The organism is Hyphomonas beringensis (assembly GCF_000682755.1).
Lineage (GTDB): Bacteria > Pseudomonadota > Alphaproteobacteria > Caulobacterales > Hyphomonadaceae > Hyphomonas > Hyphomonas beringensis.
This window is the reverse complement of record NZ_AWFF01000043.1, coordinates 97,325-122,647: the sequence shown is the minus strand read 5'-3', so window position 1 is coordinate 122,647 and position 25,323 is coordinate 97,325. Positions and strand designations below refer to the sequence as shown.

General features: G+C 58.9%; 24 protein-coding genes. 13 read left to right on the top strand and 11 right to left on the bottom strand.

The features are described from left to right. The first annotated feature begins 84 nt into the window (after positions 1–84). The 5 genes from HY29_RS11115 (at position 85) to HY29_RS11095 (ending at position 4,450) form a co-directional block, all read left to right on the top strand. Entirely contained in the window at positions 85–447 is a 363-nt protein-coding gene (locus HY29_RS11115; protein WP_034796781.1) for a BlaI/MecI/CopY family transcriptional regulator, read from the top strand. Further along, a complete protein-coding gene (locus HY29_RS11110; protein WP_034796779.1) occupies positions 444–2,426 on the top strand; it encodes a M56 family metallopeptidase in 1,983 nt (660 codons plus the stop codon). The genes HY29_RS11115 and HY29_RS11110 overlap by 4 nt, the downstream gene beginning before the upstream one ends. Positions 2,427–2,581: 155 nt before the next feature. Then, a complete protein-coding gene (locus HY29_RS11105; RefSeq protein ID WP_034796777.1) occupies positions 2,582–3,025 on the top strand; it encodes a hypothetical protein in 444 nt (147 codons plus the stop codon). A 10-nt stretch (positions 3,026–3,035) separates the two neighbouring features. Beyond that, positions 3,036–3,845 carry a 3-deoxy-manno-octulosonate cytidylyltransferase gene (kdsB, locus tag HY29_RS11100; protein WP_034796767.1) on the top strand — a complete coding sequence of 270 codons (810 nt, stop codon included), beginning with the start codon at positions 3,036–3,038 and terminating at the stop codon, positions 3,843–3,845. A gap of 2 nt (positions 3,846–3,847) precedes the next feature. After that, positions 3,848–4,450: a histidine phosphatase family protein gene (locus HY29_RS11095; RefSeq protein ID WP_034796766.1), complete on the top strand. Its 603-nt coding sequence runs from the start codon at positions 3,848–3,850 to the stop codon at positions 4,448–4,450. Here HY29_RS11095 and HY29_RS11090 read toward each other — a convergent pair. Together HY29_RS11090 and pepN are read right to left on the bottom strand one after the other, a co-directional pair. Next, a complete protein-coding gene (locus HY29_RS11090; protein ID WP_051601425.1) occupies positions 4,447–6,828 on the bottom strand; it encodes a sensor histidine kinase in 2,382 nt (793 codons plus the stop codon). The two genes, HY29_RS11095 and HY29_RS11090, sit on opposite strands and share 4 nt — an antisense overlap. A gap of 112 nt (positions 6,829–6,940) precedes the next feature. Continuing rightward, positions 6,941–9,517, bottom strand: a complete 2,577-nt coding sequence (pepN, locus tag HY29_RS11085; protein WP_034796765.1) for an aminopeptidase N — start codon at positions 9,515–9,517, stop codon at positions 6,941–6,943. A gap of 102 nt (positions 9,518–9,619) precedes the next feature. Between pepN and HY29_RS11080 the strand changes: the two genes are divergently transcribed. Then, positions 9,620–9,979 (top strand): VanZ family protein, encoded by a 360-nt coding sequence (locus HY29_RS11080; protein ID WP_051601424.1) that lies wholly within the window; start codon positions 9,620–9,622, stop codon positions 9,977–9,979. A gap of 12 nt (positions 9,980–9,991) precedes the next feature. On the opposite strand, the gene HY29_RS11075 is transcribed toward HY29_RS11080, so the two are convergent. Beyond that, on the bottom strand, positions 9,992–10,585 hold the full coding sequence (locus tag HY29_RS11075; RefSeq protein WP_034796764.1) for a hypothetical protein: 594 nt from the start codon (positions 10,583–10,585) through the stop codon (positions 9,992–9,994). A gap of 221 nt (positions 10,586–10,806) precedes the next feature. Between HY29_RS11075 and HY29_RS11070 the strand changes: the two genes are divergently transcribed. Both HY29_RS11070 and HY29_RS11065 read left to right on the top strand, forming a co-directional pair. After that, entirely contained in the window at positions 10,807–11,922 is a 1,116-nt protein-coding gene (locus tag HY29_RS11070) for an acyl-CoA dehydrogenase family protein (RefSeq protein ID WP_034796763.1), read from the top strand. A 15-nt stretch (positions 11,923–11,937) separates the two neighbouring features. After that, entirely contained in the window at positions 11,938–13,143 is a 1,206-nt protein-coding gene (locus HY29_RS11065; RefSeq protein WP_034796762.1) for an acyl-CoA dehydrogenase family protein, read from the top strand. Positions 13,144–13,230: 87 nt separating this feature from the next. Here the strand turns inward: HY29_RS11065 and HY29_RS11060 are convergent, their stop codons facing one another. Genes HY29_RS11060 through HY29_RS11045 form a run of 4 tightly spaced genes read right to left on the bottom strand, consistent with a single transcriptional unit; the run spans position 13,231 to position 16,693 of the window. Beyond that, positions 13,231–13,830: an ABC-type transport auxiliary lipoprotein family protein gene (locus tag HY29_RS11060; RefSeq protein WP_034796760.1), complete on the bottom strand. Its 600-nt coding sequence runs from the start codon at positions 13,828–13,830 to the stop codon at positions 13,231–13,233. After that, positions 13,830–14,789 (bottom strand): MlaD family protein, encoded by a 960-nt coding sequence (locus tag HY29_RS18525; RefSeq protein WP_051601423.1) that lies wholly within the window; start codon positions 14,787–14,789, stop codon positions 13,830–13,832. Before HY29_RS18525 ends, HY29_RS11060 begins: the two co-directional genes overlap by 1 nt. A gap of 18 nt (positions 14,790–14,807) precedes the next feature. Then, positions 14,808–15,572 (bottom strand): ABC transporter ATP-binding protein, encoded by a 765-nt coding sequence (locus HY29_RS11050; RefSeq protein WP_034796758.1) that lies wholly within the window; start codon positions 15,570–15,572, stop codon positions 14,808–14,810. Beyond that, complete coding sequence (locus HY29_RS11045) at positions 15,569–16,693, bottom strand: ABC transporter permease (RefSeq protein ID WP_034796756.1); 1,125 nt, start codon at positions 16,691–16,693, stop codon at positions 15,569–15,571. The genes HY29_RS11050 and HY29_RS11045 overlap by 4 nt, the downstream gene beginning before the upstream one ends. An 87-nt stretch (positions 16,694–16,780) precedes the next feature. Between HY29_RS11045 and dgcA the strand changes: the two genes are divergently transcribed. Continuing rightward, entirely contained in the window at positions 16,781–17,764 is a 984-nt protein-coding gene (gene dgcA, locus HY29_RS11040; protein WP_034796754.1) for an N-acetyl-D-Glu racemase DgcA, read from the top strand. 4 nt (positions 17,765–17,768) lie between these two features. Here dgcA and HY29_RS11035 read toward each other — a convergent pair whose 3' ends face one another. After that, the gene (locus HY29_RS11035) at positions 17,769–19,328 is read right to left on the bottom strand and encodes a DHA2 family efflux MFS transporter permease subunit (protein WP_034796752.1); all 1,560 of its coding nucleotides are present in this window, start codon (positions 19,326–19,328) and stop codon (positions 17,769–17,771) included. A 5-nt stretch (positions 19,329–19,333) separates the two neighbouring features. Beyond that, positions 19,334–20,512, bottom strand: coding sequence for an HlyD family secretion protein (locus HY29_RS11030; RefSeq protein ID WP_162176714.1), 1,179 nt, complete (start codon positions 20,510–20,512; stop codon positions 19,334–19,336). A gap of 176 nt (positions 20,513–20,688) precedes the next feature. Between HY29_RS11030 and HY29_RS11025 the strand changes: the two genes are divergently transcribed. After that, a complete protein-coding gene (locus HY29_RS11025; protein ID WP_081811351.1) occupies positions 20,689–21,327 on the top strand; it encodes a TetR/AcrR family transcriptional regulator in 639 nt (212 codons plus the stop codon). On the opposite strand, the gene HY29_RS11020 is transcribed toward HY29_RS11025, so the two are convergent. Continuing rightward, positions 21,324–22,436, bottom strand: coding sequence for an Rv3169 family protein (locus HY29_RS11020; RefSeq protein WP_034796746.1), 1,113 nt, complete (start codon positions 22,434–22,436; stop codon positions 21,324–21,326). The two genes, HY29_RS11025 and HY29_RS11020, sit on opposite strands and share 4 nt — an antisense overlap. Positions 22,437–22,543: 107 nt before the next feature. Between HY29_RS11020 and HY29_RS11015 the strand changes: the two genes are divergently transcribed. Beyond that, positions 22,544–22,978, top strand: coding sequence for a PaaI family thioesterase (locus HY29_RS11015; protein ID WP_034796745.1), 435 nt, complete (start codon positions 22,544–22,546; stop codon positions 22,976–22,978). A 32-nt stretch (positions 22,979–23,010) separates the two neighbouring features. Continuing rightward, entirely contained in the window at positions 23,011–23,367 is a 357-nt protein-coding gene (locus HY29_RS11010) for a DUF423 domain-containing protein (protein WP_034796742.1), read from the top strand. Here HY29_RS11010 and HY29_RS11005 read toward each other — a convergent pair. Next, on the bottom strand, positions 23,364–23,975 hold the full coding sequence (locus HY29_RS11005; RefSeq protein ID WP_155838292.1) for a hypothetical protein: 612 nt from the start codon (positions 23,973–23,975) through the stop codon (positions 23,364–23,366). The two genes, HY29_RS11010 and HY29_RS11005, sit on opposite strands and share 4 nt — an antisense overlap. Positions 23,976–24,088: 113 nt before the next feature. Between HY29_RS11005 and pip the strand changes: the two genes are divergently transcribed. Continuing rightward, positions 24,089–25,078, top strand: coding sequence for a prolyl aminopeptidase (gene pip, locus HY29_RS11000; protein WP_034796737.1), 990 nt, complete (start codon positions 24,089–24,091; stop codon positions 25,076–25,078). Positions 25,079–25,323: the final 245 nt, after the last annotated feature.

Here is a 25,323-nt window from a genome sequence, read left to right as displayed (position 1 = left end):
CGAGCTTGTCACAAGAATCCCATTGACCACGCCTGTAGTCATGTGTATCGACTACACATGTAGTCCAGAGAGGGGATCTACACGATGAAAATATCTGCTGCTGAACTCGATGTAATGAGTGTGCTGTGGGACAAGCCTGGTCTTGCGGCCACGGATGTCCACGACGCCCTCGGAGACGAGAAAGACTGGACCAGCCGGACGGTTAAAACCCTGCTGGCACGTCTTGTTGAGAAAGGTGCCTTGCGTACCGAAGAGGATGGCCGACGCTACCTGTACTACCCGCTTATTGAAGAGGGGTCTTACAAGGCCAGCGCCGCACGTCAGTTTGTTGACCGGGTTTTTTCCGGCCGGGCCGCACCGCTTGTTGCGCATCTTGCAGATACGAATGGCCTGACGGCCGATGACATTGCCGAACTTGAAAAGCTTCTGGGGGAGTTGAAGAAATGATCACCGCACTGAACACCTTCGACACGGCCTATGCCGTCCAGACAGTCATCGCCGTATCTGTGCTCTTCGCGCTGGTTCTCGCCAGCCGGCAGTTCATCGCACGTCAGTTCGGCGCGGGCGTCGCCTACGCCTTGTGGGCGATACCTGTCATCCGCCTGATCCTGCCGCCCATCTCATCCCCAGTGTCTTTGCCGGGTCTTCAGGGGATCTCTCCTGCGTCCAGCCTGGCAATGACCGGGACGCCTGGTGACGCCCCCGCCATTGTACATTCACCTGAAGTCAATGGCTCTACCTTCCAGGCGATCCCGGCCCCACCAGCCCCAGAGATCACGTCAACACACGTGGTGACTCATTCAACAGAGAGCGGATCAACCGGCCTGGCCGACTTGATGAGCTTCCTGACAGATGGTGTCTTCTGGACCTTTGTCCTTACTCTGTGGGCTGGTGGGGCGATTTACATGATGACCCGCAGCTGGCTTGCCCATCACACCTTCATGCAGACATTGCGCCGCGAGGAACAGCCAGCCTCCCCTGCCCTGCAGGCCCTGGCAGAAGATGTTGCCCGTCAGGTGGGCCTGAAGCGTATGCCGCAAATTGCGACCAGCTTCATTTCCTCTGGTCCTCTGGTCTCCGGCCTGCTGCGCCCGACCGTGCTGCTGCCCGCCTGGTTCGAACAGGACTATAGCCACACCCAGCAACGCGCTGCTCTGGCGCATGAGCTGACCCACGTCAAACGCGCGGATTTGTGGGCTCTTCAGGTGTCGGAAATTGTTGTGGCCTGCCTGTGGTTCAATCCACTTGCCTATTACGCCCGCCGTGCTTTTCGCACAGACCAGGAAGCCGCTTGCGATAGCGACGTGCTGAACTCGGGCGCTGCGACACCCCACGCCTACGGACAGACCCTGCTCAAGGCCGTTCAGATCACTTTGCCTGAACGCCTGACGGCTGCAGCCAGTCTGCCCCTGACCCATGCCTTGAAAGAAAGAATGATCAGAATGACCAATCCAACTCCTTCCCGCTCGCGCCGCCTGATGGGCGCAGGCCTCGCCGGCATCCTTGGAAGTGCCGCGCTTGTGGTCACGGCATGCACAACGGCAACCGCTGAAGAACAGACAACAGAATTGGCAGGAGACAGCACCTCTGAAAGCCTGATGCTGGAATCCGGAACGGTCTATATCAACGGCAAGAAGGTCGAAGACCGCCAAATCGTTCTCCTTCGCGATCCGATGGAAGGCCACGGCCTGCCCCCGGGCCTCGATGATGAGATCAAGACTCTGACGGTAAAAATCGAAGCCGAAACCGCTGAGTTGGAGAAGGTTCTCGCTGAAATGCCCGCACTTGAGCTCGACTTTGCAGGCCTTGATGAAGACCTTAAAAGCAAGATCGAATTTGCCTTTGAGTTCGATGAAGAAAATATGCCGAAGACGGATGAAGAGTGGGAAGCTTGGTCCAAAAAGATCGAGGAACAGGCCAAGCAATGGGAAGTTCACGCTGAAGTCATGTCAGCACGGGCCGAAGCCATTTCTGATCGCGTCGAAGCCAGAACTGAAGCCTGGGTGGACCGCATGGAACCCCGGATAGAAGAGATCCAGGACCGTATAGAGGCCCATGCCGATGAGCTGGAAGAGCGCATTGAAAGAGAGTATGGCGATGACTTCCACGCCAGTATCGAGGGCACGCACCTCGCGCTCACGGACCTCGTGGAAGAATGCAAGGATGCCAAGCTGTCAGACGGCGAAACCCGCATCATGGAGAAAGTGGGCGGCAAGGCGCATGACGGTAAACCACTCAAAGTGAAGATCGCCTGCGTCAAAGGCGGCCCCGAGACACTGACAACCAGCAGCACCATGAATGCAGTGATGTCCAACCCCAAGCTGGATGAAAAAGAGAAAGAAACCTTCCGCAAGAAGGCCGAAGGCAAAAGCAAGAGCACCTGGAAAATGAAGACCGAGTCGCGCACCAGCCACACGGAAGACTGATCCCCCTTCGGGTGTTGCACGGAACACCCGTTGGATGTCGGCCCCGGCGCAGAAATGCGCTGGGGCCTTTTTCTTGCCTGTGCAGAGGAATGCTTTGCGCCAACAGCGCTCCCCGCTAGGATGAAAACCACACATTTTCACTCTGGAGGCACTGCATGAAACGCCTGTTTCTCATTCTGGCCATATCCGTCGTGCCGCTTGCTGGCTGCGCCACCACCCCCAAGCCGTGCACACAGGAATGGGTGGACTACAAGACAGACCGCATTCTGCGGAAATTTGCCTCCGAAAATCGCTTCATCATCAATGATCTGCGCCGCTTGACCAATGCAGAGGGCGATCTCAACACATTTGCGACCATACAATTGATGTCACGCGCAGATGACCTTCAGCGCTTCGCCGACAGCTTCCAGACCATCGTCCTGCCGGAACTGCAGCAGGCTGTGGACGAATGCGGCCGCAGCGAGGAATTCGTGCCGGCCCTGACAGGCTTCCTGCGCGAAGAAGGCGTCAGCGAGGATGCCCTGGAATGGGTCGCCCCCATCATTGGCCTGATGCAGGACATGCGGGATGACGTAGGCAATCGCTCGCAAAGCATGTAACACGGCGCTCATGAAGACCCTGATTGTCGTTCCCGCCCGCTATGGCTCAACCCGCTTTCCGGGCAAGCCGCTTGTTGAAATCGCTGGCCGCACAATGGTCAGCCGCGTTGCCGCCATGGCTGCCCGGGCTGCCGACGCGCTGGAAGACGCAACCAGCATTGTCGCCACCGATGATGAGCGCATCGCCAGCCATTGCCGGGAGCTGGGCATTCAGACGGTCATGACCCATCCGGATGTCCCATCAGGCACAGACCGCGCACTGGCGGCCGTTGATGCGCTGGGCATGACACCAGATGTCATCGTGAATTTGCAGGGGGATTCTCCGTTCACCCCGCCAAGCCATGTTGTAGCCGTTGCGAAAGCCGCGGCTGACTCCGGGGCAGATGCTGCAACACCGTATGTCCGTCTCTCCTGGCAGGCATTGGATGACTTCCGCGAACACAAGAAGACGACCCCCTTCTCAGGCACAACCCTGGCACATGACAGCAAGGGCCGGGCCCTGTGGTTCTCTAAAAACCTGATCCCAGCCATCCGCAAGGAAGCCGCGTTGCGGGAGAAAGGCCCCCTCTCCCCGGTCTGCCGTCATATTGGTCTGTATGCCTACCGCCTGCCTGCCTTGCGCAAATATGTCAGCTTGCCGGAAGGCAATTATGAACAGCTCGAAGGCCTTGAACAGCTACGCTTCCTGGAGAACGGGATGAGCATCCAGTGTGTGGAGGTGGAGCCGGACCGTATCGCCATACCGGGCATCGATGCACCCGAAGATGTCGCCCTGGCCGAACGTCTGATCGCCGCACATGGCGACCCGCTGGAGGCATAGGCATGGCCCGCATCTATGTCATCCGCCACGGCAACACATTCGACAAGGGCGATACCGTTACGCGCGTCGGTGGACGAACGGACCTTCCGCTATCCTCTTCGGGGCAGGATCAGGCCCGCGCCCTGGCGGAACATTTCTCCGAGCTGATCGTCCATGCGGCCTTCTGCTCTCCCCTGCAGCGCACTCGGGCAACTGCGCGCGCCATCATTGGTATGCGGACAGGATCACCGGCCCTGCTGATCCTACCCTTCCTGACAGAAATCGACTATGGCCCGGATGAAAACCAGCCGGAAGACAAGGTCATCGCGCGCCTCGGCGAAGCGGCGCTGACCGCCTGGGACGAGGATGCGACCCCTCCGGATGGATGGCTGGTGGACCCGAAGGCGCTGAAAGCCGCTTGGGCAGATTTCCTGCACCGCGCATCAACGCTGGATAATGATGCCAATATTCTGGTTGTCACATCAAACGGCATCGCCCGCTTCCTGCCGGATGTCATCCAGAACAAGCCGGAAGACCTTGATCGCAAACTGAAAACAGGAGCGTGGGGCGAAGTGGAGATCACCGCAGGCGACGCCCGCATCACTGGCTGGAACATCCGCCCCTAGGCGACGTCGCGCGCGCCTTCTTCCATATCATCCGGTAGACCGCTGATCGGCAGAGTGAAGGCGACCGTCGTGCCCTCACCTTCAATGGAGGACAGGATCATCCGCCCACCATGCATTTCAGCGAAGGACTTCGTCAGTGCCAGGCCGAGCCCTGTGCCATCATAATTGCGGTCCTTGCTGCCGGTGACCTGCTCAAATGGCGTCGCGAGGCGCGGAAGGTCTTCCGCTGGAATGCCGATACCCGTATCCGTCACGCCGACATAGATGTCCGGGCCACGCTGTTCGACACAGACGGTAATCTTGCCACCCGCATCAGTAAACTTGATGGCATTTGAAACAAGGTTCAGCACCATCTGACGGATCGCGCGATGGTCTGCGTCAATCTCCGGCAGATGCGGCTGGGTATCCAGCACCAACTCGATTTCCTTGTCTTCTGCCTTGCGCCGGATCATCCGCACCGCCGCGTCCACCGGATCGATCGGATCAATCGGCTGCGGATCAATGGTCATCTTGCCCGCCTCGATCTTCGCCATGTCGAGAATGTCGTTGATCATGTCGAGCAGGTGTTGTCCGGATGTCAGGATATCCTGCGCATAACCCTTGTAGCGCTCATCCCCCAACGGACCATACAGCTCATTCGAGATGATCTCCGAGAAGCCGTTGATGGCGTTCAGCGGCGTGCGCAGCTCATGGCTCATATTCGCAAGGAAGGCAGACTTCGTATGCGCGGCATGTTCTGCCTTGGCTTTCTCTTCGGAGTATTTGCGCGACAGTTCACTCGCGCGCCCTTCAGAGCGCTCAAGCTCCAAAGCGGTCTTGCGCATCTGCGCTTTCTGGCGCTTCAGCTCTTCTTCATTACGGACATTTTCCGTCACATCCACACCGACAGAGATCAGGCCCGCATCGGCTGTCGGACGCTCAACCATCTTCAGCCAGCGGCCATCATTCAAGGCAACCAGCGTCGTCTGCGGATCTGTCTCAGAGGGCTGTTCAGACCTGAGCGCCCCTGCCCGTGCGATCATCACCGTATCGTGCCCCATGCCAGCGCGCAGCGTACTCTCCAGGCCGAAATCCAGCGCGAATGCGCGGTTCCAGTAAAGCAGTCTGCGGCGGTGATCCCACAGCGCAAATGGTCCGTTGAAGCCCTCAATGGCGCCGCGTAGACGGCGCTCAGCCGCCTTCACGCGATCTTCCGACTGCCGCCTTTCGGTAATGTCCAGAATGATCCCGCCAAAGACGCGCCTATGATCATCGCTGATTTCGGTGACACTGCCGCGCAGCTCCATCCAGCGGGTAGGTTGGAAACTGGTCATGAAATGGGCCTGCACCCAGCCAATCTCCTGCCCTTTCCGAAAGGCTTCGCGGATACGATCACGATGCTCAGGGTGCACCTGTTGCAGCAGGTCCTCAATGCTCAGTTCGCCATGGCCACGCATGCCCATCAATTCCGATGCGCCATCACTGAGATAGACCGCATTGCTTTCATGCGACCATTCCCAATAGCCGGCCCGTGCGCCATGCATCACAATGTTCATGATACGGTTCACTTCATCATCGCGAACCTCATCAATGATCACTTCCTCTTCCTTTCGGGTGAGACGCGTCATCAGGCCGGTGATGGCCAGAACCGGCGCGGCCAGTAAAAGCCCAAAAATCAGAATCCGGATCAAATCGTCCAGGGTGAAAAGAGGCGCCTGACGGCTGGTACACAGCATCAGCCCCCCGCCATCCACGGGCGCGCAGCCTGTCGCCAGCCGATCAAAATGGCCAAGGGATGTAAAGCCGGTCTCCGCGCCTGGTGGGGCCAATGCTTCCACGCCATTGCCAGTCCGTTGTGGACCGTCGATCAGGGTGAGACGGCCTGCCGATGAGACGGGCGGCAACCATGTTCCTGCAGGCGCAAGCGCCAGAACAGACGCGCCTTTGCCGGTCTCGCTGATGACAACAATATCGCCCTGCTCGCTCAGACCGATACGGCGGCCCTCTTTCAGCAATGCCTTGCCCGTCCGGGCAGCTTCCTTGAGGCGGCTTCCATCCGGCGCGGCGTCTGCATCCGTCAGGGACACGACCGCATCGACGCCCGGCGTGGCGCGCGCCACGGCAGAGCGCGACGCGCCCGTATCCGCAATCAGGCGGATCGCCATTTCTGCCGTATCGGCATGTCCGGTCAGACTGGCGGCAATCGCGCGGGCTTCAGCCTGCAGACCGCTGAGCGAGGCCTGGTCAGCTGTCTGGCGCTCGTCCCAGGCTTTCAGGCCCAGCGCCCCCGCCATCAGCAGAATGATACCGGCAATGGTCCATTTCAGACGCGAGGAATCGCGCTCGGAAGACGGCTCCGAACCCGGTTCACTCTGGGCTGTGGCGTCTGTCTGCGACAAGGCACTTCTCACTTGCCCATTTCGTACAAAAACAAGGGCTCAGCTTTCCTTGTCTGACGTAATCCTTGCACAAAAGTTAAGAAATCTGACGATTTCGTTAACCTTATTGAGGTCAGCCCAGCGCGCGGGCCACGATGTCGGCAGAATTCTTAGACAAATCAGAGCCTTGCAGACGGCGCAGACAGGCCTCGGCTTCGCTCCGCGCCTGCGGCTCCAGAACCCGCCATTGCTCGAAAGCGGTCAGCAGGCGCGCGCCCAGCGACGGATTGGCCTTGTCCGCCTTCCGCACAATCTCTTCAACCACCTTGTAGCCGGAGCCATCCGGCGCATGGAAGGCCGACAAATTCTGCATCGCAAATACGGCAACGACAGAACGTACGCGGTTCGGATTGCGCAAATCGAAATCCTTGTGCGCCGCAAGTTTGGCCACTGTTTCTGCATCCGCCGTAACGGCCTGCACGCTGAACCATTTGTCCATGACCAGAGGGTTGGTTTTCCAGGCTTCTTCAAAGTCAGCCAGCGCCTTGTCGCGCGCCTCCCCTTCCAGACCTGCCAGACCGCGCAAGGCCGCCAGCTTCTCTGTCATGTTCGGGGCTGCCTCATACAGCTTCAGCAGATGCGTATCGGCATCTTCACGGCCAGAGCCTGCCAACAGGGTTATGAAAGCGGTGCGCAGCGCACGTGTTCCGGCCTGCTCGGCACCCGGATCAAAGGGCTGCGGAGACGGTTGCCCCAGCACACTTATAATCAGGTCTTCGAGTTTACCGGCCACGGCCTTTTGCAGTTTCTTTCTCGCCTTGTTCAGCGCGACCGGATCGGCCGGCTGGCGCTCAAGAAACATCTCGCCAACATCCGGCAGGCGCGTCAGCAGCGCGGCATAGGCCGGATCGCCCAGCGCGCCCTCAATGGCGGTGGCGATAGCATCCACCAGATCGGCGTCCGGCTCGGCCTGGCTGCCTTCAGCCAGCGCGAGGATTTCTTCCTTGGCCAGGGTCTGCACCCCATCCCATTGATTGAACGGGTCTGTTTCCAGACGGACGAGCTGCAGGCGGTCTTCACGGCTGAGCGAGCGCGCCAGACGCACCGGCGCAGTAAAGTCGCGGTTTACCGACACCAGCGGGCGCTCAGTACCATCCGGCAGATCAAAGGTCAGCGTCACCTCTTCGTCTTCCAGAACGGTCATCCATTCTGCAAGATTGCCCTCTTCATCCAGCAGCGCCATGTTCAATGGAATGGGCACAGGCTGTTTGACCGGCTGCCCCGGCGTTGCAGGCGTTTTCTGGCGCAACGTGATCTCGATCTCGTTGCTGTCGGCTTTCCAGTTTTCCTCAACCGTCACTTCGGGGGTTCCGGCCTGCGCGTACCAGCGGCGGAACTGGGTAAAGTCCTGCCCGCTCACCTTTTCAAAGCAGGCATAGAAATCTTCAATCGTCACGGCCTGCCCGTCATGCCGTTCAAAATAGAGGTCCATCCCCTTGCGATAGGTCTCTTCGCCGATCATACGGCGCAGCATACCGATAATTTCAGCGCCCTTCTCATAGACGGTGGCCGTGTAGAGATTGTCGATCGCGCCATAAGTGTCCGGACGAACCGAGTGTGCCAGCGGCCCGGCATCTTCGGCAAACTGACGCGCACGCAGGCGGATAACATCCTTGATGCGCTGCACCGGACGGGACCGCATGTCTGCGGAGAAATTCTGATCACGGAAGACCGTCAGGCCTTCCTTCAGGCATAGCTGGAACCAGTCACGGCAGGTAATCCGGTTGCCGGTCCAGTTGTGGAAATATTCATGCGCCACAATGCTCTCAATGGCTTCAAAGTCCGCATCCGTGGCAGAGGCCTCATCTGCCAGCACATAGGCAGAGTTGAAAATGTTCAGCCCCTTGTTCTCCATGGCGCCGAAATTGAAATCCCGGACAGCAACGATGTTGAACACGCCGAGATCATATTCCCGGCCATAGGTTTCCTCATCCCACTTCATGGAGCGCTTCAGACTGTCCATGGCCCAGGCGGCGCGTTCGGCATCGCCCTTGTCGACATGGATCGCCAGGTCGATGACCTTGCCACTCATCGTCGTGAACTGGTCGCGGTAGATGTCGTAATCGCCTGCGCAGAGCGCGAACAAATAGGATGGCTTCTTGTGGGGATCGTCCCAGACGGCGAAATGGCGGCCATCGCCTGCATCCCCTGACTCTCCAGGCGTCCCGTTGGAGAGCAGCACCGGACAGGTTTCCTTGTCAGCCGTCATGCGGACCTTGAAGCTGCTCATCACATCCGGGCGGTCCGGGTAATAGGTGATGCGGCGGAAACCGACGGACTCACACTGCGAGCAGAAACGGCCACCGGACATATAAAGCCCGGACAGCGCCGTATTGCTTGCCGGCGCGATTTTCACGTCCGTCGTCAGTGTGAACTCATCCGGCACAGAAGCGATCGTGAGGCCAGACTCCGTGACTTCATAGGCACCCTTGTCCAGCGCAGTACCATCAATAGCAATGGATTTAAGCTCCAGCGCCTCACCATCCAGTTCCAACGCGGCACTCTTGTCCCCGGTCCGCCTGATCTTGAGATCCGCTCGTACCCTCGTGTCTTCAGGATCGAGGTCGAAGCGCAGGTCAACCTGCTCAACTTCGAACGGATAAGGCGTGTAGTCTGATAGCTTGACCGCGACGGGGGCTTCGGTGCGCATGATATCTCCAGATGGAATGATTTCCCTTCTGAGTTAGGGTCTCCAACTGGCCACGTCGAGGCCTACCGGCTATGTGCATGCAGTGAAGACGAAAGAATCCCCATGAGCGCCCTGCTATCTCACAAATTGATCAGAGCGCTGGCCGTAATTGCCACAATCATTCTCGTCATCGTGATCGCGTATCTTTCCCTGTCTGCGGCGTCAGATGTCCCTGCCCCGCAAGTTTCGGACAAGGTGAAGCATTTCGCAGCATATTTCGTGCTGGCGGGTACGCTTGCTACAGCCTTCGGGCCCAAGCGAGGGCTATATGCCCTGATCCTTGCCATCTTTTATGGCTTGGTCATGGAAGTTGCCCAGGACATGGGAGATGCCGGCCGCGAAGGCTCTGTGGCTGATGCCTTGGCCAACACGGCGGGAGCAGCCTGCGGCATTCTGGCCACAAAGCTGCTGCGCAGAATCTAGGACATCAAAGGCCTATTCTGCCGCGACCACAGACGGAGTCGCGGTGTCCTCATCTGTCACTTGATAGACAAAGCGCAGAATGGCGGCGCAGCGCTGAACCACCGGCTTCAGCTCGGCCGGGCATTCATCAGGATTTTCCGAGGCATATTCCGACAGCTTTCGTACAACGCGCAGTAAGTCTGGTGTGCAGGTAATCATCCGCGCCTGGTGCTCAATGCGCGTCGGATCGCGGTCATATTCGCTTCCGGACACACGCCAGCCGCCAATATCATCCTCATCCGTCACCACCACCGGATAGGAGCCCGCTTCCGAAAGGGACACCTCGCCAAGCCGCACGCGCCATTTCGCCTTGCGGCGGACGATCTGCCACTGCTCCAGCAGAAGATCGTCTTCATCCTGGGACAAGCGGGCAGGTTTATCTGTCAGGTTTTGCTCAGCCGCCAGTTCATGCGCCTGGAATTGCCTGCCCAGCCCGCATTCATAAGAAATGCGCAGCGGCTCATCCACATCCTTAACCCAATGCGGAATAACTTGCTCAATCAGCGCCCATGTTCCGACGGGTTTGACGAAAACGCGCTGGGATTTGTGAAATTGCGCCTTGGCCATCAACACCTCCCGGGTATCAACTCCCCAAAATGCCTGCCCCGGCTTTCACTCGCGTGAAGTGAAACGGTCAAATTTGACAGAGTTTCCGTAAGGTTGTCGGCTAATCACTCCGTCCTTTCCGTTGGGTGACGGCTTTCCGCGCACGTAAACCGCGCTATTTTCGATCTATAGCAACAAGACGAGTGGCCTCTTCACGGCCACCAAGGGGAGCGCAAGACAAGATGAACTTCGACTTTTCCGAAGACCAGAAATTCCTTGCCAATGAGGCGCGGAAATTTCTTGAAGCCCAATGTCCGATGACCGCCGTCAGGCTGGTGCTGAATGATGACGATGTCAGCCACAATCAGGACGTATGGAAAAAGATTGTAGAAATGGGCTGGCTGGGCACAGCCATTCCGGAAGAACATGGCGGGCTTGGCCTTGGCATGCTGGAAGTCTGCGTGCTTGCAGAGGAAATGGGCCGCGTCCTGGCGCCGGTGCCGTGGGCTTCGACGGTCTACTTCTTTACTGAAGCGCTGAAACTGGCCGGCTCTGACCAGCAACAGGCAGACATCCTGCCGAAGATTGTCAGCGGCGATGTGATCGGTTGCTACGCGGCCAGCGAAGGCCCGGGTAATGCCGACGCTTCAAATGTGAAAACCAGCTTTGACGGCTCCACGCTCTCCGGCACAAAAATTCCGGTTACGGATGGTGATGTCGCGACACACGCAGTTGTGCTCGCCAAGGAAGGCTCCGGCGCGAGCCTTGTTCTGGTGGACCTGACAGGCGATGGCGTGACCCGCAAAACCGTCCAGACGCTGGACCCGACCCGCAGCCATGCCGAAATCACGTTTGACAAGGCCCCGGCCACGCGCCTCGGCAAGGCAGGTGATGGTGACGCTCTCAACACAGAATTGCTGGACCGCGCAGCTGTCCTGTTCGCCTTTGAACAGCTTGGCGGGGCCTCCCGCGCGCTGGAAATGGCGAAGGATTATGCGCTGGAGCGTTACGCCTTCGGTCGTCCGATCGGCGGCAACCAGGCCATCAAGCACAAGCTGGCCGAAATGTATGTGAAGAATGAAGTGGCCCGCTCCAACTGTTTCTATGGTGCCTGGGCAGTTTCCACGAACTCAGCGGAACTGCCGGAAGCGGCCGCTGCGGCCCGTATCGCGGCCTGCGACGCCTTCTGGTTCGCATCAAAGGAAAACATCCAGACCCATGGCGGCATGGGCTTCACCTGGGAGGTAGACTGTCACCTCTTCTACCGCCGCGCAAAGCTGCTGGCCGTTCAGGCCGGTGCCCCCAAAGTGTGGAAAGAAAAACTCGTCCGCGCTCTTGAACAAAAGAATGCCGCATAGGGAGGAAATGACGCTATGGATTTCAATGACACCCCTGAAGAAGCAAAGTTCCGCGAAGAAGCGCGCACTTTCCTGAAAGAACACCTCGACGCGAAAGGCGACAAGCCTTTGCGCCAGCGCGTGGATGGCAACGAATTCATGCGCCGCGCGAAAGAGTGGCAAAAAACCAAGGCCGAAAACGGCTATGCCCAGATCACCTGGCCGAAGGAAATCGGCGGCCGGGGCGGCACCCCGATGCAGCAGGTCATCTGGAACCAGGAAGAAGGCAAGTTCGATGCACCGACCGGCCCGTTCACCATCGGCCTCGGCATGTGCATTCCCACCGTCATCGCTTTCGGCTCCGACGAGCATAAAAAGCGCTATGTCGGCAAGGCTCTGAAAGGCGAGGAGATCTGGTGCCAGCTCTTCTCAGAACCGTCTGCCGGGTCCGATGTGGCCGGCCTCAAGACCCGTGCCGTCAAGGATGGCGATGAATGGGTCATCAATGGCCAGAAAGTGTGGACCTCCGGGGCGCACTATTCCGATTACGGTATCCTCCTGACCCGGACCGATCCGAGCGTAGCAAAACACAAGGGCCTCACCATGTTCATCGTGGACATGAAACAGGCCGGCGTTGAAGTGCGCCCGATCCACCAGGCATCTGGCGGCCGGGAGTTCAACGAGGTCTATTTCACAGATGTCCGCATTCCGGATTCAGACCGCCTCGGTGACGTCGGCGCAGGCTGGAAAGTGGCCATCGTCACGCTGATGAACGAACGCCTCGCCGTTGGCGGCTCGCCTGGCCCCGACTGGGGAGAGATCATGGCTTACGCCCAACAGGCGGGCACCATGTCCGATCAGGCCTTCCGTGAGAAACTGGCTGACTGGTATGTCGCTGCCCAGGGCTACAAGCTGACCAAGTTCCGTACCCAGACGGCACTTTCCCGTGGCCAGACACCCGGTCCGGAAAACTCCATCGGCAAGATCATCACGGCCAACCATTTGCAGGATATCTGTAACTCGGCCATCGAGATGCAGGACCATTACGGCATCATGACCGATTCAGACCGGATGCCGGCAGATGCCATCTTCCAGCAAAGCTTCATGTGGGCCCCCGGCCTGCGCATTGCGGGCGGCACGGATGAAATCCTGAAAAACATCATCGCCGAGCGCGTTCTGGGTCTGCCCCAGGATGTCCGCGTCGACAAGAATGTCCCGTTCGACCAGATGAAGAGCGGCTGATCACGTCTCACTCCCCTGAGACAGAAAAGCCCCGGCTGCGCAAAACAGTCGGGGCTTTTCACATGGGCCTCTTTCAAGCGCCGGGACTTAGAACTCCGACGTGTTCTCCTTGCGCGGAACGGCTTTTTCCGTAACGAAAGCAGCAACATCTCTCACACATTTCCGGCCCGCCTCGGCCAGCGCCTTGGCACGGGCGGGGTTGCCCTTTCCTATCGCATCAGCAGAGGCAGAAACGACCGTCTGCTCCAGAACGTCGCGGCTACGGCCATCCAGCAGGCTGGCGCGGATGCGGCAATGACCTGTCGTTCCGGCAAGGCTAAAATCGGTCACGGTCCAGAAAAGTTCGTAGTCGGCCAGTCCGCCGGCATCCGGTGAAACGGCTGTCTTGCCACCAGGACCTTCCAGCAGATCCAGCATGGCCATTTGCATCAGATGCATTGAGGAATCGGTCCATTCGACGCCGGGCACCAGCCGCACAGCGCCGCTCTCATCAACCGCCGCTATGGCGCGTCCAGCCACCAGGCGAGACGCATCCGGTTGCCGCACAATCACCGATGCCTGAAGATCATATTCCGCCTCCATCGGGCCGAAGCGATAAAGGCCATGAGGCACTTTCGGCTCGGGCAAAACAGAGATGCAAGCCGTCAGGCTGAAGGCACAAAGCCCGGCAGTAAGTATGCGCAGCATTAGCGTTTCTCCTCATATGGGGCCGGGTCGCCGACCACGAAGCCCTGCGGGTTCTGTTCAATTTCACGCGCAACCTTGTCCAGACGGCTGATCAGGACACGCAAATCTCGCGTAGCAATCCGGGCATCATCCAGCGCCTGCACCGCCGGACCCTCGATAGCATTTGCTGCTGCCGTAACCGCGCGCCCGCTCTCCTCGACTGTCTTGTTGGCATTAGACGCCACGTCGCTGACTTCATCAATCAGGTCTTCCAGCTGCGAGCCGATCTCGGCAACTTGCCGATTGGTATCATCGCCCAGTTTCTGGACGGAGCTTGCGGCCGCATCAAACCGGTCTGCAGCTTCGGAAATATCCTTCAGTGTCGTAGAGGCCTGCTCAATCACACCATCATTGCTGGCCAGTTTCTGTGTGATCGTCTCCACATTCTGGATCGAGTTTTCCACTGCGGTGATGTTCTCGTCTGACAGAACTTTATTGACCCTCTCAATCGCCAGGGATGCCTTGCCCAGCACTTCAGCCCCGCTCGCCACGATTTCGTCCAGCTGCGTGCGCTCAGCCTTGATGACCGGTACGGGCTGCCCCGGCCGCGCCCTCAGCGCTGACGCATTGGCAGAACCTGCAGAGATCTGAATAAAGGTAACGCCTGTAATGCCGGCAAGCTGGATAGACGCCGTGGAGTCCGTTTTCACCGGTGTCTCGGCATCCACACGAATGCGGGCACGCACCTTTGAGGCGTCTTCCCGGTCGATCCGCACCCAGGAAACTTCGCCCACTTTGATGCCGATATAGCGGACCGAGGCCCCCTCTTCCAGATTGACCGGGCCTTCAAACACAATGTCGTAATTCTCGAAATCCTGCCGGAATTGAGATTGCCCCAGCCACAGCACAAAGGCTGCCACTGCAAGTACAGCAGCGATCACAAAGGCTCCGATCAGAGCATAGTTCGCACGCGTTTCCATTGTCTCCGGGCTCCTTTTCTAGTGTCCCGTCGCGGCCCGCCCACGCGGACCTCCGAAATATTCCTGAACCCACGGATGATCGAAGGCTCTCAGTTCATCTATAGTTCCAACCGCCAGCACATGTTTATCGCCCAGTACGGCAATCCGGTCACAGGTTGCGTTCAGTGTGTCGACATCATGCGTCACCAGAAAAACGGTCAGACCCATCGCCTTTTGCAGGCTGCGGATCAATTGATCGAATGCTGCAGCCGTAATCGGGTCCAGCCCTGCGGTTGGCTCGTCCAGGAACAGAAGTTCCGGGTCCAGAGCCAGAGCGCGGGCAAGGGCTGCGCGCTTGCGCATGCCGCCGGACAAGTCTGACGGATATTTCGGCCCGGCATCGGGCTGCAATCCCGCCATCAGGATTTTCATGTCTGCCAGTTCGCGGCTGAGCTGCTCTGACAGATTGGTATGCTCCCTCATCGGAACCATGACGTTCTCACGCACGGTCAGGTTCGAGAATAGCGCACCATCCTGGAACATCACGCCCCAGCGTCGCTCGACCTCGGATCGCTGATCTTCCGACAGCGTCTCCAGCTGTTTGCCGAAGACTTCGATACTGCCCGCCGCTGGCTGTTTCAGGCCAATAATCGCCCGCAGAAGGACAGACTTGCCGCCCCCGGACGGAGCGATGACCCCGATGATCTCACCCTTGCGGATATCAAGGTCCAGATGCTCATGAACCACATGATCGCCATAAGCCGTCTTGAGGTCACGAATGCGGATAATGATGTCGTCGCTCACAGGCCCATCTCCATGTAGAAGATGGCAAACAGCGCATCAATGACAATGATAGAGAAGATGGCCTGCACCACGGATGTCGTCGTCTTGCTGCCCAGCGACTGCACACTGCCGCCCACATTCAAACCCTGACGGCAGGCGATCAGTGCCACTACAAACCCAAAGACCGGCGCTTTCGACATACCAATCCAGAATTGCTCAATCGGCACAGTGTTCTGCAAACGGTCCAGGAACAGGGTCGGGTTGATGTCCAGCGTCAGCCAGCTGACAATGATGCCACCCAGCACACCGGACAGCGTTCCGACAAAGGCCAGCACAGGCGTGACAACCACCATTGCGATGATACGTGGCGTGACAAGCACCTCCATGGGCTTGAGGCCCAATGTCTGCATGGCGTCGAGTTCCTGCCGCATCTTCATGGTGCCAATCTGCGCGGTGAAGGAAGAATTTGTCCTGCCCGCCAGAACAATGCCTGTCAGCAGAACACCCAATTCGCGGAACATGGCATAGCCGACCAGTTCAACCGTGAAGACCTGAGACCCCAGATCACGCAGCGTTGTTGCACCGATAAAGGCCACAACCAGGCCGACAAAGAATGACAGGAACGCGACGATCGGCATCGCATCAAGGCCCGCCTCTTCCATCACGGCGACAATAGATGTCCAGCGCAGCTTCCATGGAGTCAGCAGCAGGCGTGTCGTCGTCACCATGGTTTCGCCGAGGAAGGCCAGCGTCGCCACGCCTTCCTGCAGCACATGGTGAACGCCGCGCCCGGTCCGCTCCAGCATGTCGATCAGGCCGCCACTGCGCTTGCGCTTGGGCTCCTCAACATCTGTCACGGCATGAACCTGACTGATCAGATTATCTGCAACGGAATGCTGGCCGCGAATTTCAGGTTCGTCATCTGACAATTGGCGCGCTGTTCGGTCGAGCACAAACGCGCCGGCTGTATCCAGCTGTCCCAGTTCCGAGACATCGAGCACGACCCTGCCAGTGTGCGACAGCGCGCGCAGATCGGCATCGACCGCCTGCACAGTGCGCACGGTCCAATCCCCCGAGACATGGAGGATTGTTTCTTCGTCGCTGGTTTCCAACGCGAATTCGGGGGTGCTAGTCTCAGTCATTCAATGGTAATCACCCGATCACTGTAACCAAACATACTTAACGCCCGCGCAGCGAAGTCGATGAAATTTCACAGATCAGAACCCTCCATGGCCCAGAGAACCCTTGAAATCACACATGTTTCTTCAAATCTAAATCGTGCGTTTACTATCTCGCGCGGGGCGAAAACCTCTGCTGAGACCCTGCGTGTGAGCATACGTGAAGGCGGTGCGACAGGTCGGGGGGAGTGCGTCCCTTATCCGCGTTATGGCGAAACCCTGCCCGGTGTGCAGGCCGCGCTGGAAGAGATGAAAGACCGCCTCGAAGCCGGTATGACGCGGGAGGACCTGAACGCCGCCATGCCCGCAGGCGCCGCCCGATGCGCGCTTGATTGCGCTCTATGGGATCTTGAAGCCAAGCTGACCGGCACGCCGGTCTGGCAGCTGGCTGGCCTGCCAGAGCCTAAACCGGTCGAGACGGCGGTTACGGTCAGCATGGATAAGCCAGATGCGATGGGGGATGCGGCAAAGTCCACGCCCGGCGCGCTGCTGAAACTGAAGCTTGGCGACCCGGAAGACCTTGCCCGCATCGAAGCCGTCCACAAAGCGCGGCCTGATGCGCGCCTTATCGTGGATGCCAATGAAGGTCTGCTGCCGGATCAATTTCCCCAGATCGTCAAGCGCGCCGCCAGCCTGGGTGTTGTTCTGATCGAACAGCCCTTCCCGGCAGAGCAGGATGACGGCTTGCTACGCCGCCCTGGCCCGATCGCGGTCTGCGCAGATGAAAGCGCGCACACCAGCGCAGAGATCCAGCACCTCTCCCGCCGCTATGATGCGGTCAATGTGAAGCTGGACAAGACGGGCGGCCTGACAGAGGCCATCCGTATGGTGAAGGCTGCGCGGGAAAGCGGCATGGGCGTCATGATTGGCTGCATGGTGGCCAGTTCCCTTTCCATGGCCCCGGCAATGCTGCTGGCAGGCCTTGCAGACGCAGTGGACCTGGACGGCCCGATCTGGCTGGCGGACGACATTGCAAATGGCCTGGTCTATTCAGACGGCATGGTCAGCCCGCCCACTCCTGAGCTATGGGGATAAGAGCCTAGTGGGCCGGTTGCGCGGCAGCCGCAGCCTTTGGTTTATCCAGCATCAGGACGATCAGAACCACCATGGCGAATGACATGGCCATGGTCATGAACAGGTTGTTGTAGGTCATGACGGTCGCCTCCAGCTTGGCCCGCATGACCAGCTGCGCCATGGCGGCCCCCTCAGGGTCTGCTACCCCTGCTGCCTGCAGCCGCGCCTGCGCCCCGGACAGGAACGCCTGAACTTCAGGGCGTGCGGGGGAAAGCCCGGCAAAAATCTCCTGCTGATGCAAACGATTATAATGCTGCAGCATGGTCGTCAGCACAGAGATGCCAATCGCTCCACCCAGATTCCGGCAGACCGTGAAGAGGCCGGACGCATTCGCCACCCGCTCCGGCGGCAATGTGCCCAGCGCCAGATTGGTCACGGGCACCATGGTCAGGATCAGGCCGCAGCCACGCAGGGCCTGCGCCCACAGCAATTCATTAAATCCACTCTGGCTGGTCAGGTGGCCATTCAGCCATGTCCCGGTGGCGGCGAGGCAAAGCCCGAGCGCCACAACAATCCGGGCATCCAGCCGCCGCGTCAGCGCGCCGGCCATGGGCCCGGTCAGGAACATGGCAATACCCGCCACGCTCATGATCTGGCCAATCTGGAAGGAGGAATACCCCCTCACCTGCGCCAGGAAGAGCGGCAGAATAAAGGTCGCACCATACAGGCCAAAGCCCATGATGGAGCCAATAAAGGCACCGGAGGCAAAGTTCCGGTCCTTGAACACGGTAATGTCGACAAGCGGCGTATCATTCTTTGTGACCCGCCAGAAAAACACCGCAGCCGCGGCAAGACAGACAATGCCCGCCTCCACGATCGCGCGGCTTTGCAGCCAGTTGTCTCCCGGGCCTTCATCCACCACCCATTCCAACAGACCCAGAAACAGGGCCATGGCGATCAGCGCGATCACATCCAGACGCTTCAGAAGGTTCATGTTCATTTTCTGTCGCGGGATCAGCAACCAGACGGCTGCGATGGCAATAATGCCCGGCACCACATTGACCAGGAACAGCCAGTGCCAGCTCATATGCTGTGTGATCCAGCCGCCCAGCGTCGGCCCGATAGAGGGCGCCAGTGTCGCCACCATGCCGATCATCACCTGCTGGGTCATGGACCGTCCGCCCGGGAACAGTGTGAAGGCAGCGGCCATTGTGGTCGGCACCATCGCGGCCCCTGCGAAGCCCTGGATTGCCCGGAACGCGATCAGGGAGTGCAGATCCCACGCTGTCGCGCACAACATACTGGACAACACAAATCCGCCTGCTGACATGACGAACAGCTTACGGATGCCGAACACGCGGTTGAGGAAGCCCGATAGCGGGATGCCGACAACTTCGGCAATCAGATACCCGGTCTGAACCCAGGCGACTTCTTCTGAACTGGCCGACATAGCGGCCTGAATTTCATTGATTGAGCTGGCAACGATCTGGATATCCAGAATGGCCATGAACATACCGATGACCATGGCCAGAAAGCCAAGATTCAGCCGGATGTACTCACCCCGGGAGAGTGTCTTCTCTGGCATGACACTCAGCCATCATTCCGTGTCACGACAGTCGTCTCAACTGACAGACCGGGACGCATCAGGCCCGTGGCCAGCGCCTCCTCTGACAGGTCGATCCGCACAGGCACACGCTGGACGATCTTCGTGAAATTGCCCGTTGCCGTATCCTGAGGGATCAGGCTGAACTGCGACCCGGTCGCCGGGGCGATGGAGGCGATATACCCCTCCACTTTCAGGCCGGGATAGGCATCCACACGCACATGCACGGGCTGTCCGGCACGCATGTTCTCAACCTGCGTCTCCTTGTAGTTCGCAATGATGTAAGATGACTGGACCGGCACGATGGACATGGCCTGCTGACCGGGATTCATCAATTGGCCTTGCGTGACCGCACGATTGGCAACAACGCCATCAATCGGCGCGCGCAATTCGGTCCGGGCAGCATTCAGTTGTGCCGCTTCCACGCGGGCCCGCGCGGCTTGCACATTGGCATCCGCGCCTGTGACAGCCGCTTTCGCTGCACTCAGTTCTTCCTGCGCGCGGTGGTAAGAGGCCTGGGACACGTTCAATTCGCTACGCGCTGTGGTGATCGCGGCGCGGCTCTGCTGCAGGCTTGCCTGAGAGGCCTTGTCCTTTGAGGCAACCGCTTCCAGTGCCGCTTTCGGATAATGCCCCTTGTCTGCCAATTCTTCATAGCGGGTATAGTCAGAGGCCGAGAGGTCAGCATTGGCAGCGGCGGCATCTGCCTGCGCGGAGGCCTCTGCCAGACGGTCACGCTGGGCGGAGATCTGTGACTGCGCCGTCTCAAGCGCGGCTTCGGCGGAGGCAACTCTTGCCTGCAATTGCACGACATTTGCTTCAGATTGCGACAAGGCAGCCTGTGCTTCGGCAAGCTGGGCCGCATAATCGGCGCTCTCCAGCGTTACGAGCAGGTCCCCTGCCTTCACTTGCTGATTGTCCAGAACGTGCACCTCGGTGACATAGCCCTGCACTTTTGGGGCGATCGTGGCGATGTCGGCACGGATATAGGCGTTATCGGTGGAAACCTCGAACCGGCCTGCAACAAACCAGTCAACGGCCTTGTAACCGATACCTATAATGGCCACTGCAGCAACCAGCATCATGATGATGCGGCGCGGGCTGTAGCCACCATCTTCCTGCTTGTCTGTTTGCGCTAACGGCATATCATCATTGATCGGTTCCAAGGGGCCTTCCCCTTTTGCCATCTCAGTGTCTGATTGCGGAGATTTTTTTAAAAAGCGCACGTTCATGGCATCGTCTTCTCAGCTACAGGATGTATAAACCCCGAAAATGTGTAATAATGATTACACCGACCCGAACGTAATGATCATTACCCAAGAATCAAGTCACCCTTACACGTATGCCCTTAACTGACTCTCCCCCCAGCCCTACAAATCGCGCCGAACTGCGTCGCAAGGCCTTTCTTCAGGCTGCGAGAGAGGTGTTCCTGGAACAAGGGTACGAAGCCGCCAACATGTCGGAAATCGTCCGCCGGGCTGGCGGGTCTCTGACGACTCTCTACAATCAGTTTGGCGACAAGAAGGGCATCTTTCTGGCAACGCTGGATGAAAGCCTGTCAGAGATCACCCATGCGATGGAAGTTGAATCGCAAAGCCACGCGCCTGCACGCGACGGGCTTACCCGGATCGGCATCCAGTTTGTTTCGCAATTGACGCGCCCGGACTCTCTGGAAACCTATCGCCTTATCGTGGGCCTCGCGCGCCAGTTTCCGGATGTGGCGAAATCCTTCTCGGAAAAAGGCCCCGACAAGGTACGTGCGGCTCTGGCCAGCTACCTGATGGACAGGGAAGAGGCCGGAGAGATCAGCGCGGAAAACCCGACCCAGCTTGCCAGCCTGTTCCTGGACATGGTGCGCATGGGCCTGCAATCGCGCGCTCTACTGGATTCAGATTTCCGCCCAACACAGGAAGAGGTTGAGGCGACTGTCAGCCGTGCAGTGGATATTTTCCTGAATGGCGTCGCAACGCGCCCCCTCTAGGACGCACCGTCCAGAATATCCTTGAACCCGCTGGGCGCATGAGGCCCCAGGAATAGCTGCTCATACGCGCCGATTCCTTCAGAGGACAGCCCGCCCGGCCCTTCATGCCGCGCAATGGCAATCTCCTGAATGTGGAGATTTTCCGGATCCTGCCACGGCAGTTTTCCAGGCTCATAATCCTCTCTCAGTACGGACAATTCGTCTCCATGATAGGAACCATGCCGCCGCTGCGGATGGCCATAGCCTATGCCCTTCATCAGGAAGCTGCCCATTGGTTCAAAGCTGACCGTGTGCGGATTTCCCTGCCCGTCTTCCAGATGCAGCATGGCAGATTTCATGCGCCGTGTGCCGCTGGCATAGGTGATGTCCATATGCGGCTTTTCCAGATGGATCAGCTCCCCCTGCCCTGCGCCGTCCATGGCCAGCACGGCGCGCGTGTTCCAGGCCTCTCCCGCTTCATCATGGTTCACATGATAGAACATTGAGAGGTTTGGAAAGTTTGTCGGGGTCCAGATCCAGTAGAATTGCGGCGGCAGCGCCGGGATCAGCGGCTGGGTATCCTGCGCGCCAATGGGGCGCACGCCCCAGCTTCGGTCGCGCGTGCCCATCCAGGTATCCGGCGTTACCTTGAACTCCTGCCCGTCAAGGCGCAGCGTACCGGACCAACGGCCATTCTGCGTCATGCGGGTTACGTCCATCAGCATGCGCGGCCCCTGCCGGCGGGTGAAGCGCGGCTCCTCGATCGGGAAGGCCCTGCCCTCGAACTCCACGTCCAGCGCGATGCCTTCAGTCTCTTCCACTTTCAGCCTGACCCGCTTCAACGGCTCAATCACCTCAACGGAAAAGCCGCCAACAAATGTATCCATCCGCTCCATGTTCAAAGGGCGGGAAAAGAAGATCGAATGCTGCTTGCCGCCGCGCAGCACAGAGACTGCGGCGTCGATAATATTCAGATGCGGATAGATCCCCATCGCCGCGGCAAAGAAGGTTTTGCCATCAGCCGAATACCCATTGAAAAAATAGCGGTCATAGAAATTCCGGTCAGACCCGGCATAGGCCACGGGTTCAGGAGTCTGGTGGATCGGATATTCGTCTCCGGCGGTCAGCATGGGCGTTTCCTTCCTCTGGGTCACCACTTGGCGGGCGACATCTCCCGGCTAGGGTGGACGAGGCAAACGCGCGGTTCAAGACGTGACGCAGAGGGAGGGCAAAGCCCATGACAAAGATGACAGCCGAAGAGGCAAACGCATACCTGAAGAGATCCTTCGACAAGGACACAGCCCATCCCCCTAGTGAAATCATCCTTATGGAAGAAGGCCGTGCTGTGGTGCGCCTGAAAGCGGATTCGACCCATCTGCGCCCGGGCGGCTACATCTCCGGGCCGACACAGATGTCTCTGGTGGACACGGCGGCCTACTTCGCCGTGATGACCTATACAGGGTTGGAGCCGATGACGGTGACCAGCAATCTGAACATCAATTTCCTGCGGCCCTGCATTGGCGATGTCGTGATTGTGGATGCCCGCGTGATGAAGATCGGCCAGGCGCTGGCAGTCATGGATGTGGATGTGCGGATTGAGGGCGCTGAGAAAGCTTCCAGCCATGCGGTTGTCACTTATGCCATTCCCCGCACCCCCAGTGGTATGACATAATATAGATTAACCAGTCGGAGAGACGCTGATCCATGCTTGCACGTGCCGCCGCCCTTGTCGGATTTCTTGCTGTCGCCCTTGGCGCGTTCGGGGCCCATGCACTCGACAGCACACTGACCGTTCAGGGTCATGAATGGTGGAACACAGCAACCATATATGCCCTGCCCCACGCGGCAGCGGCGCTTGCCATTGCGCTCAGCGGACGCGGCGGGCTGGTGCGCGCAGGTGGCTGGGCAATGGTGGTGGGTGCAGTTATCTTTGCCGGAACGCTGTATGCGCTGGCGCTTGGCGCACCAAGCTGGACAGGTGCGATCACGCCAATTGGCGGCTTGTCATTTCTGGCAGGGTGGGCGCTGTGCGGTTGGGGCGCCACACGCAGCGAAAGCTAGCTGGAAGAGCTGTTCAGCGAGGCGTATTTGTCGGCCAGGCCGTCGGCCGTGTCGCGGGCGCTATCAATTGTATCCGCAAAGGATTTCAGCTCCCGGTCGACCGGGGCGACATCCATGTCCATGTCTTCGCGGGCTGTCACTTCGCCCAGCGCGCCCTGGAAATTGCGATAGGCCATCTGCGCGCGAACAAGGGCGCGCTCATAGCTCATCACGTCCGTGCGGCTTGCTGCATCAGTTTCGCTGGACTGAAGCAAATCGCGGGCTTCGCGGCTGACATTGGACAATCCGTTACGGGCGGCTTGCGTGTCGGAAACGATGCGGGCCAGCACCAGAGATGGCGCAGAACTCGTCGCCCCAATGCGCGACGCATAATCTTCCGCAGCTTCAGAGCGGCCATTGATCAATGTATTGGCAAAGCCCATCAGTCCGCCTGATGCCTCGACCCAGCCATTCTCGACCGTGGCATCACAATAATCAGCTGAAATTTTACGAAGGGCAGACTGGTGTTGAGTAAGGCTGGTCTCGAAGGATGCCTCACCCGGAATCATAGAGACGGTTGCGCATCCCGTCAGAAGGCATAGGGATACACCCAGAACTATACTACGCATCTAACAGCCACCTACACACCTGAATTGGACCACACCTGCAGTAAAGTTTACGAACGGTAAGGAACTAAGTCCAGTAACAAGGCTAATATTGGCTGAGAATAAGTGAAGACTGCATGAACAGACGCCCTGCACGCCGCATTTTGTATCCTCGATTGGAGTCCCGGCGCTCCGGAAGGCTCCGAGTGAGCGAAATTCACGAGATATATTGGGAAGAATCAGGCAATCCGGCGGGAATCCCGGTGATTGCCGTACATGGAGGCCCCGGAGGCGGCTCAAGCCCAGAAATGAGGCGTTTCTTCGATCCCGGGAAATATCGCATCATTCTTTTCGACCAGAGAGGGTGCGGGCGCTCCACGCCGCATTCCGAACTGCGTGAAAACACGACCTGGGATCTGATCGACGACATGGAAGCGCTGCGCGAAATGCTCGGCGTGAAGCAGTGGCTTGTCTTTGGCGGCTCCTGGGGGTCCACGCTGTCACTCGCCTATGGCGTCAGCCATCCGGATAATACGCTGGGTCTTGTCCTGCGCGGCATCTTCCTGGTGTCGAAAGCGGAGATCCAGTGGTTCTACCAGTCCGGCGCGAGCCGCCTGTTCCCGGATGCCTTTGACCGCTACCTGGCCCCTATTCCCGAAGATGAGCGCGATGATCTGCTGATGGCCTTCCATCGCCGCCTGACCGGGGATGACCGTCAGACACGTGTGGAAGCCGCCCGCGCCTGGGCCCGCTGGGAGGGCGAAACCCTGTCCATCAAGGGGCCGACCACGACCCCTGCCCGCTTCAATGAAGATGATTTCGTTGATGCCTTCGCGCGCATCGAGTGCCACTATTTCGTCAATCGCGGTTTCTTCGCACAGGACAATTGGCTGCTCGAAGAGGCAAAAACCCAGCTGAAGGATGTGCCGGGCGTCATCGTCCATGGGCGCTATGATGTGGTGACACCGCTGTCGACCGCCTGGGCCCTGTCAAAGGCTTGGCCGAAGGCTGAGCTGAACATCATCCCGGATGCCGGCCACTCTTCCATGGAGCCGGGCATTGTCGACCGCCTGATCCAGGCAACGGATGATTTCGCGGTGAAGTATGCCAGCCTGATCGGCGGATAGCGCAAAGGGCCGGACAGGCCCCTTGCCTTCCGGATATGTCAGGAAATGTAGCGGGCAGAAAACTCAGACGCCGCAGATAGGGATACACTACGGAGGGTTTCAGGTTGCGACCCTGAGCCTTCCGCCCGCCGGACCTGCAGATCTGGAGCTCTGCCTGCCCCATCCGCTCCCATGGGGACCGGATGACAGCGTGCACTTTGCCATAGCCTTCTGCCCGCCGGATTCGCACTTGCCTGCCTGCTGTC